The organism is Aequorivita sp. IT1183 (assembly GCF_058068265.1).
The window spans coordinates 174856-189596 of sequence record NZ_JBYRHS010000004.1; the positions used below are offsets into that span (position 1 = coordinate 174856).

Annotated in this window: 12 protein-coding genes; 8 read left to right on the forward strand and 4 right to left on the reverse strand. The window is 37.4% G+C overall.

Going from position 1 to position 14741, the window contains the following annotated elements:
- Positions 1-63: 63 nt before the first annotated feature.
- Together AC3RVF_RS09185 and AC3RVF_RS09190 are read left to right on the forward strand one after the other, a co-directional pair.
- The gene (locus AC3RVF_RS09185) at positions 64-2202 is read left to right on the forward strand and encodes an alpha-ketoacid dehydrogenase subunit alpha/beta (RefSeq protein ID WP_489693242.1); all 2139 of its coding nucleotides are present in this window, start codon (positions 64-66) and stop codon (positions 2200-2202) included.
- A gap of 92 nt (positions 2203-2294) precedes the next feature.
- Entirely contained in the window at positions 2295-3905 is a 1611-nt protein-coding gene (locus AC3RVF_RS09190) for a T9SS type A sorting domain-containing protein (RefSeq protein ID WP_489693243.1), read from the forward strand.
- Between the two features lie 71 nt (positions 3906-3976).
- On the opposite strand, the gene AC3RVF_RS09195 is transcribed toward AC3RVF_RS09190, so the two are convergent.
- From AC3RVF_RS09195 to AC3RVF_RS09205, 3 genes are all read right to left on the reverse strand, one after another.
- Entirely contained in the window at positions 3977-4513 is a 537-nt protein-coding gene (locus tag AC3RVF_RS09195; protein ID WP_489691350.1) for a DUF4136 domain-containing protein, read from the reverse strand.
- A 68-nt stretch (positions 4514-4581) separates the two neighbouring features.
- Positions 4582-6564: a urocanate hydratase gene (hutU, locus tag AC3RVF_RS09200; RefSeq protein ID WP_489693244.1), complete on the reverse strand. Its 1983-nt coding sequence runs from the start codon at positions 6562-6564 to the stop codon at positions 4582-4584.
- A gap of 16 nt (positions 6565-6580) precedes the next feature.
- Positions 6581-6751, reverse strand: coding sequence for a C1orf53 family protein (locus tag AC3RVF_RS09205; protein WP_489693245.1), 171 nt, complete (start codon positions 6749-6751; stop codon positions 6581-6583).
- Positions 6752-6851: 100 nt separating this feature from the next.
- Here AC3RVF_RS09205 and era point away from each other — a divergent pair, with 100 nt between their 5' ends.
- Together era and AC3RVF_RS09215 are read left to right on the forward strand one after the other, a co-directional pair.
- Positions 6852-7742, forward strand: a complete 891-nt coding sequence (era, locus tag AC3RVF_RS09210; protein WP_489693246.1) for a GTPase Era — start codon at positions 6852-6854, stop codon at positions 7740-7742.
- On the forward strand, positions 7739-8533 hold the full coding sequence (locus tag AC3RVF_RS09215) for a M90 family metallopeptidase (RefSeq protein ID WP_489693247.1): 795 nt from the start codon (positions 7739-7741) through the stop codon (positions 8531-8533). The genes era and AC3RVF_RS09215 overlap by 4 nt, the downstream gene beginning before the upstream one ends.
- A gap of 29 nt (positions 8534-8562) precedes the next feature.
- On the opposite strand, the gene AC3RVF_RS09220 is transcribed toward AC3RVF_RS09215, so the two are convergent.
- Entirely contained in the window at positions 8563-9054 is a 492-nt protein-coding gene (locus AC3RVF_RS09220; RefSeq protein WP_489691356.1) for a GTP-binding protein, read from the reverse strand.
- A gap of 78 nt (positions 9055-9132) precedes the next feature.
- Between AC3RVF_RS09220 and der the strand changes: the two genes are divergently transcribed.
- The 4 genes from der to AC3RVF_RS09240 all read left to right on the forward strand — a co-directional run bounded on the left by der (position 9133) and on the right by AC3RVF_RS09240 (position 14615).
- Positions 9133-10440: a ribosome biogenesis GTPase Der gene (der, locus tag AC3RVF_RS09225; protein ID WP_489693339.1), complete on the forward strand. Its 1308-nt coding sequence runs from the start codon at positions 9133-9135 to the stop codon at positions 10438-10440.
- A 188-nt stretch (positions 10441-10628) separates the two neighbouring features.
- The gene (locus tag AC3RVF_RS09230; protein ID WP_489693248.1) at positions 10629-12134 is read left to right on the forward strand and encodes a helix-turn-helix transcriptional regulator; all 1506 of its coding nucleotides are present in this window, start codon (positions 10629-10631) and stop codon (positions 12132-12134) included.
- Positions 12135-12278: 144 nt separating this feature from the next.
- The gene (locus tag AC3RVF_RS09235; RefSeq protein ID WP_489693249.1) at positions 12279-14144 is read left to right on the forward strand and encodes a T9SS type A sorting domain-containing protein; all 1866 of its coding nucleotides are present in this window, start codon (positions 12279-12281) and stop codon (positions 14142-14144) included.
- 75 nt (positions 14145-14219) lie between these two features.
- A complete protein-coding gene (locus AC3RVF_RS09240; protein ID WP_489691359.1) occupies positions 14220-14615 on the forward strand; it encodes a hypothetical protein in 396 nt (131 codons plus the stop codon).
- The last annotated feature ends 126 nt before the right edge of the window (positions 14616-14741 follow it).

The following is a 14741-nucleotide window of genomic DNA, read 5'->3' on the forward strand; positions in this document are numbered from 1 at the left end:
AAAACCTTTCAGGTCTGAGCATTAGTCGCGATTCAAATGTTTCGTGATTCAAATAATTAAACAATGAATAAAGATATATTAGAAAATGCCTTCAAAACCTTAGTCACAGCAAAAGCGATGACCGAGATTTATGAAGAAAATTTCAAAACCGTTTCAAAATACGTACACGCTACTTCGCGTGGTCACGAAGTAATACAAATTGTGGTTGGCATGCAGTTATTGCCACAAGATTATGTATTTCCATATTATAGAGATGACTCCATTTTGCTTTCTATTGGGATGACACCTTATGAATTAATGCTTCAGGTTTTGGCAAAAAAGGACGATCCTTTTTCGGCAGGAAGAACGTATTATTCGCATCCAAGCTTGAAAGATGATGATAAACCAAAAATTCCGCACCAAAGTTCTGCCACAGGAATGCAAGCTATTCCAGCTACTGGTGTTGCCTTAGGTTTTCATTACCGAGAAGGCGGTAATCTCTTTGACGAGGAACAACACTCAAATGATTCAAAAACTAAAAATGCAAAGAAATCGGAAAGTCATTATGATTCGTCGGTTCATTCAGCAGAGTCCCTTAAACGCGGGAATGCACCTATTGTAGTTTGCAGTCTAGGTGATGCTTCCGTTACCGAGGGCGAAATTGCTGAAGCTTTCCAAATGGCTGTTTTAAAGAAATTGCCAATTCTCTATTTAGTGCAGGACAACGGCTGGGATATTTCGGCAAATGCAGAAGAAACCCGAGCTCAAGACGCATTTGAATATGCCAAAGGTTTTAAAGGATTGGAAGCAATATCTATCGATGGAACTGATTTTGAAGAAAGTTATAACACCATTCAAAATGTAATTTCAAAAATTCGAACTGAAAGAAGACCGTTTTTGGTACACGCCAAAGTTCCGTTATTAAATCACCACACCTCTGGAGTTAGGATGGAGTTTTATCGCGATGATTTGGACGAAGCTAAAAGTCGGGATCCGTATCCGAAGTTAAAACAGCTTTTATCTAATAATGGTTTTTTAGCAAAAGAACTTTCAGATATTGAAAATGCTGCAAAAAAGGAAGTTGCCAAAAGTTTGGAAAAAGCTTTTAAAGCAGAAGATCCAAAACCAGAAGATTTATTTACCCACGATTTTGCTCCTACAGAAATTACTGAAGAAGTTGGCGAACGCTCTCCAAAAGGTGGCGAAAAGGTAGTGATGGTAGATTGCGCTTTATTCGCTATTGAAGAGTTAATGACCAAGCACAAAGAATGTTTACTTTATGGTCAAGATGTAGGCGGACGCCTGGGTGGAGTTTTTCGCGAAGCCGCAACTTTGGCACAAAAATTTGGCGATAACCGTGTATTTAATACGCCAATCCAAGAAGCATTTATTGTTGGTAGCACCGTTGGAATGAGCGCTGTAGGTTTAAAACCAATAGTTGAAGTTCAGTTTGCAGATTACATCTGGCCTGGCCTAAATCAGCTTTTTACTGAAGTAAGCCGAAGCTGTTATCTTTCAAACGGAAAATGGCCGGTGTCTATGGTTTTGCGTGTTCCTATTGGTGCTTACGGCAGCGGTGGGCCTTATCATTCTTCTTCCGTAGAAAGTATTATTACAAATATTAGAGGTTTAAAAATTGCTTATCCAAGTAATGGAGCCGATTTAAAAGGATTGTTGAAAGCGGCTTATTACGACCCAAATCCCGTTGTGATTTTTGAACACAAAGGTTTATATTGGAGCAAGGTAAAAGGCACCAAAGGCGCTACTTCATTAATGCCTGCGGAAGATTATATTTTGCCTTTCGGAAAAGCTTGGGTTTTACAAGAAATTTGGAAAAAAGAAGAGGAGGAAACCCTTTCAATTATAACTTATGGAATGGGCGTACATTGGGCAATGAACGCTTCCGAAGAGCTTGGAATGCAGGATAAAATTGAAGTTGTGGATTTAAGAACACTTCACCCATTAGATTATGAAACGGTTTTTAAATCGGTTAAAAAATGTGGAAAATGTTTGGTTGTAACTGAAGAACCTTCGGAAAATGGTTTTAGTAGAAGTTTACAGGGAAGAATTCAAGAGGAGTGTTTTCAACAATTAGATGCACCTGTAATGTTAATTGGTTCAGAAAATATGCCTGCAATTCCATTGAATTCAATTTTGGAAGAAACGATGATTCCTTCCACCGAAAAAGTGAAGAAGAAAATACTTGAAATACTTAACTATTAATTGCTAGTGGCTAATTTCTAAAAGGCAACTGTTAAGTTAAGTATTTGATATTTTGATTGATAAATATAAAACTAATTTAAATTATATTCTTTATGAAATCGATAATTACACTTTTCGCCATTTTCGCGGTAACAGTATTACACGCGCAATGGACAAATGATACTGATGCAAACACGCTTGTAGCCGAGTCTGGCGAACTGGATGTGCAAGCCCGTGGCACCTCTGATGGACAAACATATGTTGTATATTGGAAAAACGTTGGGCCGCCAGCAAATATTGAACTTCGCTTGCAAATTATGGATGCGGATGGCAACCAAACACTTGGTAGCGATGGTATGTTGGTAAGCGACCTAATACCTATGAGTACTTCTACGGTAATAATGACTTCAACCGTAGATGCCGATGATAATCTTTATATAGGTGCTACAGGAACAGCCGGCGGAGATCCAGCTTTTGTGTTTAAAATGGATACCAATGGCAATCATTTATGGGGTGCAAATGGAGTTCAAGTTGGAAATGGTAATGTGGTAACAGTTTTACCGCTTTCTTCAGGAGGCGATATTGTTAGCTGGCTTTCTGGAAGTGGTGCAGTTATGCAAAAATATGACGCTAGTGGTGTTGCAGTTTGGCCAGCAACTCAGCCGTTAACAATGGGATCTGGCACTTCGTCGCCTGGAAATTTCTTTGAGGTTTCGGGAGGCGAATATATAGCCGTTTTCCATAAATTATTAACGGGTATAAACTCTTTTCTATATGCACAGCGATACGATGCAGACGGTAATGCAGTTTGGGGAAGTGCTGTTCAAATTTCTGACAGAGCTACAGCTTTTATTCGTTCGTACAAAGGTGTTCAGGATGGCGATGTAGTTTATATGGGCTATTATGCTTCGGCAGGAAATCGTTTTGATTCTTATCTACAACGAATAAATCCAGATGGAACCTTGCCTTGGGGAGTAAACGGCTCTGATTTCGACACCAATGAAACCGATTATGAAATGGAAACCGAAATAGCTTTTGAAAGCGGATCACAAAATATTTGGTCTGTTGCTACTTATTCAAATAATACTCAGAGCGAAAGAGGAGAATTTGTTCAGAAGTATGATAAAATTACTGGAGCGCGAGCGTTTACCGATAATGCTAAAGTTGTATTTCCTATCGGTTCCGAAAAAATTCATGCGGGAAGTCTTCAGTTAATTAACAATACGCCTTTGTTTATAATAAAGGATGGATTAGATACTGGTGCTTCGCCGGTAACATTACATTCAGTTAATCTTGATGAAAATGGGGGTTTTGCTTGGCCTGAAGAAACGCGTCCTGTAGCTACATTTTCAGCGTCAAAAGGTAGAATTAGTTTTACCAAACAAGCAACATCGCAAAGTGTAGCCGTTTTTACAGAAGACAAAGGTAGTGGCCAAAAAATCTATGCGCAAAATGTGGTTGATGATACCGCTGGTGTTGAAGAATTTTCAGACGTTTCAATATCTTTTGCGAACCCCGTAAAAGATGAAATGTTCGTTAGTAGCGGTTCCCCGATTGAAGAAATTTCAATTTTTAATGTTTTAGGTCAGCAAATATTCGCCTCAAAATTCAATGATGAAAGTTCAGTAAACATAAATACTCAAAACTGGAATTCGGGAATTTATTTTATGAATGTTTCAACTAATTCCAGAATTAAAACTGGCATAAAGCTAGTTAAACAATAAGCCTATAAGTTCCTAAATTAAAAAGCCTTCCTGTGTTCCGGGAAGGCTTTTGATTTGTAATTAAGTCTATATTATTTCTTAGAACCCGGCGGATATTCAGCTAGAATTTTAGAAACTATTTCTCTAATTCGTTCTTCCTTTCTTTCCATATCTCCAGTCACTAAATCTGCGCTACCCATACCCTGCCAAACTAGATTATTGGTTTTCGCATCGATTAAATCAATATAAAGTGTGCCTTCTGCAGTTCTCGCAACATTACTTCCGCCATAATAACCTCCGTAATACCAAGGACTCCAGCCCCAGTTGTAACCATAATTGTTGCTGTAAACATCAATACGTTCACGTTCTTTAGTGAAAATACTAACTAGCAAATCTGGTTTTTCAGATTTAGACATTCCTTTCATTGTAAGATTACTTTCAATAGCGCGAAGAATGCGTTTTTTGTCCAAATCGCTAATTTCGGCTTTGTCTATGCCGGGTCTAAAAAATGCGAAGGATTTGTACTGATTAAAATTTACTTCTTTGTCGAAATCTGTCGCAACACGAACGGTGGAGCAGGAAGCGAAAACAAAAAGCAATAGCAGCGGTAAGAATTTAAGTGCTTTCATAGTTTTTATTTTTTTAAATTTTGGCAGAATTTTCACCTCTGCCGTTTTTCTTTTAAAGTTAAAGAAATTTATTTGAAAAGATTGTCGTCAACAAAATTTGGAAGCGTCACTTTTAATTGCGGATTGTTTTCCATCGCACGTTTTATAGCGAAAACTGCTTCGTCATTTCGTGCCCAACTACGTCGTGCTATTCCGTTATTCACATCCCAGAAAAGCATATTTTCAAGACGTCGTTGCGCATCTTTACTACCATCAAGAACCATTCCGAAACCGCCATTTATAACTTCACCCCAGCCTACGCCACCACCGTTGTGAATGCTCACCCAAGTGGCGCCACGAAAACTATCGCCAATAACATTTTGGATGGCCATATCTGCTGTAAATCTGCTACCGTCATAAATATTGGAAGTTTCACGGTACGGCGAATCAGTTCCCGAAACATCGTGATGATCGCGACCTAAAATTACAGGACCAATTTTACCTTCTGAAATAGCTGTATTAAAAGCCGAAGCAATCTGAACACGTCCGTCAGCGTCTGCATAAAGAATGCGTGCTTGCGAACCTACCACCAGTTTATTTTCTTGCGCGCCTTTAATCCAAGTAATATTATCCTGCATTTGTTGCTGAATTTCGTTTGGAGAATTTTTCATCAAATTTTCCAAAACTATGCAAGCTATTTCATCTGTTTTCTGAAGATCTTCTGGTTTTCCGGAAGCACAAACCCATCTAAAAGGTCCGAATCCATAATCAAAACACATCGGGCCCATAATATCTTGAACGTACGACGAATATCTAAATTCCGTGCCTTTTTCTTCGGAAAGCACATCTGCACCAGCACGAGAAGCTTCCAAAAGAAAAGCATTTCCGTAGTCGAAAAAGTAAGTACCTTTTGCCGTGTGTTTGTTGATTGCTTCCACTTGACGGCGCAAACTTCTCTGAACTTCTTTTTTGAATTGTTCTGGATTGTTGGCCATCATTTCGTTGGCTTCGGCATAAGTTAAGCCAACTGGATAATAGCCGCCAGCCCACGGATTATGAAGTGATGTTTGATCACTTCCCAAATCGATATGAATATTAGCTGCGTCAAACTTTTCCCAAACTTCAACGATGTTTCCGTCAAAGGCAATTGATACAGTTTCTTTGTTTGCAGTTGCTTCTTTCACACGTTTTGAAAGTGTGTCTAAATCTGAAATCACTTCGTCAACCCAACCTTGACTATGTCTGGTTTCAGTTGCTCTTTTATTTACTTCAGCACAAACGGTTACACATCCAGCAATATTTCCTGCTTTTGGCTGAGCGCCGCTCATTCCGCCAAGGCCGGAGGTTACGAATAAACCACCTTGGGGTTCTTTTTTAATTTTTCTGAAACCGTTTAAAACCGTAATTGTGGTACCGTGCACGATTCCCTGCGGGCCAATGTACATATAGCTTCCCGCTGTCATCTGGCCGTATTGCGTTACGCCAAGCGCATTGAATTTTTCCCAATCATCGGGTTTGCTGTAATTCGGAATCATCATTCCGTTGGTTACTACAACTCGCGGTGCATCTTTATGTGAAGGAAATAAACCCATAGGATGTCCCGAATAAACCGCTAAAGTTTGCTCATCGGTCATTTCAGATAAATATTTCATCACTAAAAGATACTGCGCCCAATTTTGAAAAACGGCACCGTTTCCGCCGTAAGTAATCAACTCGTGCGGATGTTGCGCCACTGCATAATCCAAGTTATTTTGAATCATGAGCATAATCGCTTTCGCCTGATTTGATTTTCCGGGATATTCATCAACAGGGCGAGAATACATTTTATATTCAGGACGGAAGCGGTACATATAAATGCGTCCGTATTTTCCAAGTTCTTCGCTAAACTCGGGTAGGAGTGTGGCGTGATGTTTTGGTTCAAAATAACGAAGCGCGTTGCGCAACGCCAATTCCTTTTCTTCTTTTGAAAGAATATCTTTTCGCTTTGGCGCGTGATTTATAGAGGGATCGAAAGGCTTCTTTTCGGGAAGAATTGAAGGTATGCCTTGTTGTATTTGTTCTTTAAAAGTCATTTTTTAATGATATTTTTTATTGATGCTTTCCGGTTTTCTTATCAAACCCATACGGACAATGGCGGCAACCGCTTTCGCAACAATAGCCACGTTTTAAATGGTATTGCTCCGTAAAGCATTTGTAACCTTCGGGCGTAAGGTAATAATCGCCTTCATCGAGTTCTATTTTTTTCTTTGGAAAAAGCATTTCGCAAAAGTACGGATTTCAATGTTGAAAGTTTAAAAATTGAACCAAATCCAATGTTTCGAAATTTAAGCTTTAAATTTGCAAAACCAATTTCAAAGAAATGACAAAACACAAAGCCGGATTCGTAAATATTATTGGAAACCCGAACGTGGGCAAAAGCACCTTGATGAACTCTTTTGTAGGCGAGCGTCTCTCAATAATTACTTCCAAAGCACAAACCACGCGACACCGTATTTTAGGGATAGTAAACGGCGATGATTTTCAAGTGCTTTTAAGCGATACGCCGGGAATTATAAAACCTGCATATCAGTTGCAAGAAAGCATGATGGATTTTGTAAAATCTGCTTTTGAAGATGCAGATATACTGCTTTATTTGGTTGAATTGGGCGAAAAGGAATTAAAGGATGAAGCATTTTTTAATAAAATAACGAATTCTAAAATTCCAGTTTTGCTTCTTATAAATAAAATTGACATTGGTAACGAAGAGCTGCTTTCTGAAGCGCTTAAACTATGGCAAGAAAAAGTTCCAAATGCTGAAGTTTTCGCTATTTCTGCCCTTCAAGATTTTGGTGTTCCCGAAGTATTCAACAGAATTATTGAACTGCTTCCGGAGTCGCCAGCATTCTATCCAAAAGACCAATTGACCGATAAGCCCGAACGATTTTTCGTAAACGAAGCCATTCGTGAAAAAATATTGATTCACTATAAAAAAGAAATCCCTTATTCAGTTGAAATTGATACGGAAGAATTTTTTGAAGATGAAACCATCATCCGCATTCGAAGTGTAATTATGGTGGAACGCGAAACCCAAAAAGGAATTATCATTGGCCATAAAGGTTCGGCGCTAAAACGGGTGGGAATTGAATCTCGTAAGGATTTGGAAAAATTCTTTGGGAAACAAATTCACCTCGAACTTTATGTAAAAGTGAATAAAAACTGGCGAAGCGATGAAAGGCAGTTGCGCAGGTTTGGTTACAACAATAAAAAATGATTTATTTCATTCTTTTTATTGGTCTGGTGGCCTTTGCGGTTTATGCTTTCATTATTAATAAGAAACGACCTGTCCAAAATTTTCCTGAAGAATGGAAAGCACTTTTAAATGAAAACGTTCATTTTTATAGGCAACTTTCCACAGTCGAAAAGAAAACATTTCGGCAGCGAATGATGCTTTTTTTGAGCGAAGTGTACATAGAAGCAGTTGACACCGAAATTGAAGATTTAGACAAAGTATTGATTGCTGCAAGTGCAGTAATTCCAGTTTTCGGATTTGCGGAATGGCATTACAATAATCTTAGCGGTATTATAATTTATCCTGATAATTTTAATGACGATCTCGAATTTGAAAGTGATGGCGAAAAGCGGATAATCGCCGGTCTCGTAGGCTCTGGAAGATTCGAAAAACAAATGATTCTGTCCCGGAAAGCACTGCATTTAGGATTTCAAAACGAAACGGATAAAGGCAATACTTCTGTTCACGAATTTGTTCATCTTATTGATAAAATGGACGGCGTGGCTGATGGAATTCCAGAAAGACTTTTGGAAAGACAATACATTACTCCGTGGCTGAAATTGATGCACGAAGAAATGGAAGCTATTAATGATAATAAGTCTGACATTCGAAAATACGGCGGCACCAAGGAAGTTGAATTCTTAGCGGTAGCTTCAGAATATTTTTTTGAGCGTCCAAAACTTTTCAGAAATAAGCATCCGGAAATCTACGAAATGCTCGAAAAGTGTTTTCAGCAAAATCCAGCAGCAAGGAAGAGGATTTCTAAAGCATAAATTAAATTACTGAACGTTTTATTCGGTTTTTAACCAAGTTTTTCCATCGTAAAATCATAAAGTTCCCGCATCCCGGGCTTTCCTTTTTTCTTTCCAATTCTACCAGCTACATAAAGTAATACCCAAAATATTAGTAAAATAACTGCTATGCTAATTTGTAGTGTGATAGAATTACCCAAATTATAGTTAGAATACAACCAAGTTAAATCTACCATAAATAGAATTCCAATAGCCACGTGTAAAAATATAAATAAGGTCCATACTGTGGGGTTGGGACCAAAAAAACCGTGGATAGTACAGGTGTTTTCTGAGTGTTGGGTTAACTCTAAGTGTAATTGGGGTGACCAAAAATGCTGGTTGTTATTTGGCGGTTTTATAAAAATATGGTCGTCCACACAGGAAATAACGAATCGATCTTGATTTTTTTTAGCTTTTACAAAAACATCAGAAATTTGCTTGCAACTTTTATTAGTTTCCATTTCAAAACGTGGTCTCAATACTATTTCGTTGGAAAGCTGCATAAATTTATTTGTTTTTAAAGCGGTTAAAATAGTATTTTTTCTGCCAACTAAAAGCTATTTTTGCACTCTAAAATTAAGATTATGAGCATTGTTGCCGTTGTTGGAAGACCAAATGTAGGTAAATCCACTTTTTTCAATAGATTGATTCAGCGTAGAGAAGCCATTGTAGATTCAACAAGCGGTGTTACGCGGGACCGTCATTATGGAAAAAGTGATTGGAACGGAAAGGAATTTTCGTTGATAGACACTGGAGGTTATATTAAAGGTAGCGGTGATATTTTTGAAGCCGAAATTGATAAACAAGTAGAGCTTGCTATAGATGAAGCTGACGCCATTATTTTTATGGTTGATGTGGAAACGGGTGTTACTGGAATGGATCAAGAAGTTGCAAAACTGCTTCGTCGTTCTAAAAAACCTATCTTTTTGGCTATCAATAAAGTCGATGCAGCTTCGCGTGTAAACGCTGCGTTGGAGTTTTATTCCTTAGGTTTTGAATATCAATACAATCTATCAAGTATTAATGGTAGTGGTACCGGTGAATTGCTTGACGATTTGGTAAAAGCCTTGCCAGATAGGGAAGAAGAAGACAACAGCGAGCTACCTCGTTTTGCTGTGGTTGGACGTCCAAATGCAGGAAAATCTTCTTTCATTAATGCATTAATTGGAAAAGACAGATATATTGTTACTGATATTGCAGGAACAACTCGCGATAGTATAGATACGAAGTATGACCGTTTCGGATTTGAGTTCAACTTAGTTGATACAGCTGGTATTCGGAAAAAAAGCAAGGTAAAGGAAGATTTAGAATTTTATTCGGTAATGCGAAGCGTTCGCGCCATTGAGCATTGCGATGTAATTATTCTAGTTTTTGATGCCACCCGTGGATTTGACGGACAGGTTGAAAATATTTTCTGGCTTGCACAACGCAATAATAAAGGGATTGTAATACTTGCCAACAAGTGGGATTTGGTGGAAGATAAAGAAAGTAGCAGCGTTAAGGATTATGAAAAATACATCCGCCAGCAAATTGAACCTTTTGTAGATGTACCTATTGTTTTTGTTTCAGTTCTTACAAAGCAACGTATTTTCAAAGCAATAGAAACTGCTGTTGAGGTTTACCAAAACCGAAGCAAAAAGGTAAAAACTAGCGAGCTTAACGAAGTAATGCTTCCTATAATTCAAGCATATCCGCCGCCAGCTTACAAGGCTAAATACGTAAAAATAAAATTCTGTACGCAGTTGCCAACGCCCTATCCTAGTTTTGCGTTTTTCTGCAACCTGCCGCAGTATGTTAAAGACCCGTACAAACGTTTTATCGAAAATAAACTTCGAGAAAACTTCGATTTTTCTGGAGTGCCAATTACTGTTTATTTTAGGAAGAAATAGGAACTTTAATCTTATCTCATTAGTTATAGGAGATTTTTCATATATTGTTCTAGTTGTATTCCTCTATATTCATGAATAGCTTTAGATATACTTCCTTTCTTCAAATTTTAAAATGCACTCTATATGCGAACATATTTTTATTTGCTACTACAATTGCGGCGCAAAAGCAAGGAAAATTTACACGATATGTGGATTCTGCAGATGTTTATGTGCACGAAAATCCACAATTGGCTTGGAGCTTTTTAGATTCTATACCCACTCCGGTTACCCAATCTATTGAAGGGCGCTTAGCAGATTATTATATGATTAAGGGGGTACTCTATCATAAATCTAATGAGCAGGCTAAACTTTTTAATAGTTTCACTCTGGCTGTAAAATATGGTGAAAAAGAAAAAAATTATGACATTGCTGGGCAAGCAAGTTTAGATTTATTCTCCAATACTTTCGTAGTAAAAAAAGATTCAACTACAGGCAAATATCTTCAACAGGCAAAAAAATATTTCACTTTAGCCAATAATAAAAATGGGTTAATTGAAGTAATGCAAATGCCTGCGTATGTTGCATTTCAGAATCATGAGTTTGAGAAGAGTAATTCGTTGCTTTTACAAAACTTAAACATTTATAAAAATGTTGAGGACGATGCATACTATTATTTATTTGCGCTTTTCATGCTTACAGATAATTATTCGCATCTAAACGTTTTAGAAAATGCCAATAAATACCGCAATATTTTTAAATCGCTAAAAGATAATCCAACCATAGATAACTATAATTTTCGTGCGTATAATGTAAACTTAAATGTGTGCATGGCTTCGTTGCATTTGGTTAAAAAACAGCTGGATTCTACTCTGGTTTACTTGGCTTACGCCGGTGAAGCTAAAGACTATTTGGATTATGTTTCCAAAAAAAGATTTTACACACTCTACTCTGAGGTTTATGATTTAAGGGGCGATCGAGATTTGAGCAGGGTTTACTCAGACTCTTTGAAGTTTTTTGAAGAAGAAATTCTGAATAAAAATATTACTGCTAGCTATGATATTACTGAAAATTTAATTGAATCTGAAAAAGCACTACAAACCGAAAGCGATTTAAAACTAATGAATAGATATTGGCTTATTGCCCTGTTCGTTGTGCTTCTTCTTCTAATAGGCGCTTTTCTTATCTATTATAAAAAAATCGATAGAAAGATAAATCACTTTATTAATCAGCGAAAAAGTTATTCGCAATTAAGCTCAAATTACGAAAAGTTAAAAATTAAAACCCTTGGTTTAGAAGAGTATATTGGCGAATTGAAAAAGGAAATTAAAAGCATTGCTTCAAGAGATGATACCAAGGAGCAACGTGTTAAAATAAAAGATTTATATAATAATATTCACTTACAATCTTCTTCAGTAATTAGTAATGGTGAAGATCATCTTAAGTTGATTAACGAATTGAATATTGATTTCTTTTCCAACTTAAAAGCTCGATTTTCAAAACTTAGCGATTCTGATCTTATTGTGTGTTATTATTTAGCGATGGATTTTAAAAATAAGGACATTGCTTTATTCTTAAATAGGTCCATACGTGCGGTGGAAAGCAAACGATATCGCATTAGCAAAAAAATTGGATTGGATGAGGAAGATGAAACACTAGCAACATTTCTTGTTGCCACTCTCAAAGAAACTGAACAGGCACGCTTCTCGGCTACTTAGTTTTTATTCAATTTTGCAGGTAAAACCTTAATTTTTAACAAATTTTCATTTTCGAGTAGTTTGTGCGTAGTCTGTTTTTGTCAATCTATTCCAGAGTTTCAAGATATTTGTTCAAGAAAACTAACGTAATAAAACTTGAACATTATGAGAATTAAAAATTACTTTTTATTAGGAGCGTTCTGCTGTTTTGGATTGGTATCCCAAGCTCAAGATTCGCCCTTAAAAGGAAAAGTCGTTGAAGTAAAAACCCCCGACAATTTCTTCGTCACCCAATCCATGACAACCTATCCTAAAGTAGACCCAAAGTCTGTTGCTAAAAGAGAGGTTCCTAGGAATGGAATAAGTTCTAAAAACTTAAAAAAACAAGCTTTTACTGAAACTGTTGGAGAAAGCCCAACAAAGCAAGATCCATTGGCGCAAACCGAAACTCCGCTACATAGAGGTAGTGCTCCAATTGCAAACTTTGATGGAATTAACATAGATATTAGCCCACCAGATCCAACTGCAGCTGTGGGTCCAAATCACGTTGTGCAAATGACAAATGGTTTGTGGAGCGTATGGGATAAAAACGGCGTGCAAGCTCCAGGTTTTCCAAAGGATATTAACATTCCACTTGGTGGTGTTATTTCAGGAGATCCTGTTGTTCTGTATGATAGAGAAGCAGATCGTTGGTTTATTTCTCAGTTTCAATTACCAGCTGGAGAACAATTTAAAATAGCGGTTTCAACTACTCCAGATCCTACTGGAACTTATGCTGTTTACAGCTACAATGTGCCAGAAAACGATTACCCACATTACGCAGTTTATGGCAATAGCTATGTGTGTACAGGAAATTTTAGTCCTTTAGAGAGTGGTCGCTTTTATGCATTCAACCGTCAAAAGATGTTAGATGGAGATCCATCTGCTGAAATTGCTACCTTAACTTTACCAGGGTATATTGGTTCTGGCGGATTTCAAGCGCCACAACCCGTACATTCTGAAGGTGCTGGTGTAGCAGACGGAGCTGCTCCTATTGTATGGTTTCAAGATAATGCTTGGGCAGGAGTTGCAGTAGACCACATTAAAGTTTGGGGTCTTGATATAGATTGGTCTAACCCAGGTGCAGCTATTGTATCTCAACCGCAGGAAATTCCTATCAATGCTTTCGATTCGTTTTTAGAAGGAACGGGAGGAGATTCATTTGCTGTTGTAGAACAGCCTGGTACTGCACAACGTATAGACCCGATAGTTTTTGCAACCTATTTTCAAACACATCGTTATGATTTTGGTACGCACGAATCTATGTTAATCAACTTCCCAGTAGAAGTAACAGATGGAACTAGAATTTGTGGTATTCGCTGGATTGAACTTAGAAGACCAAGTGTAGCAGCACCTTGGGTTAAATATCAAGAAGGTACATTTCAAGATGCAGGTGGCGAAAGTGTTTTCCTTTCTGGAATGGCTATGGATCAAGAAGGTAACATAGGTATGGGCTTTACAAAGTCTGGAGCTACTACTTTTCCGTCATTATATTATACAGGTCGAATGAACTCAGACCCAATTGGTAATATGACTATTGCGCCAGAATTGATAGTTGCAGGAACTACTTCGGTAACAGATAATGCGCGTTATGGAGATTATTCACAACTTACAAGAGACCCTGTGGACGACCTTACTTTTTGGTTTACAGGTGAATACTCAGGTGAGCCAAGAAAAACACGTATAGCGTCGTTTAAATTGTCTAGTACAGCAAGTGTGGATGAATTGGTGATGAATGCTTCAGATCTTATAATTTCATCTGTAGATAATAAAACATTTGACCTAAGTTTGTTGAATACAACGACAAGTGATATTTTAAGACTAAACGTGTACGATATTCAAGGTAAAAGAGTAATGCAACAGCAAGTTAAAAAAAGCAATGCAGCGTACTATAAAACTACAATAGATATGGGAGCAGTTAGTGCTGGTACTTATATAGTTGAAATTGGAAACTCTAAAAATAAGCTCAGCAAGAAGATTCTTGTAAAATAACTAGATTAAGAAAAAGGCTGTTTTTTTAATATAAACAGCCTTTTTTCTTACCTTAGCTATTATAAAATCCTTAATATGACAACCGTTAAAAAAATTTTCTTTCTTGCTTTTGCTGTCGTAAGCCTAGCGTCGTGCAATTCCACAAAACCTAAAACAAGCCCTTCTAAAAGTAGCGTAAAAACTCAAGCTCAAGCTCAAGTTTCGACCCCGAACGTTAAAGAATACAAGGGGATAATTATACATTCAACGGTAGAGGGCGATTGTGAATATGTAATCGCTTTGGAAGATGAGCGAACCGTTATGTTCGACCCCGTTAATTTGTTGGGTAATTTTAAGAAGAACGGAACTAGAGTGTGGTTCACGTTTAGATCTTTAAAAATGCCTAACCGTTGCGACAAAGCTAATCCTATTAGTATTACCGAAATTCGCGAACGAGCGATGGATAAAAAGGATAAAACTCCCAAAGAGTAAAAAGAGAGTATTATAAATTTAAAAGCTGCTAAAGATATTTTAGCAGCTTTTTTCGTTTACTATTTTTTGAAAAGATGTATTTTTTACCGAATTAGCCTTTATAATGAAGATTATTCGCCTATTTAC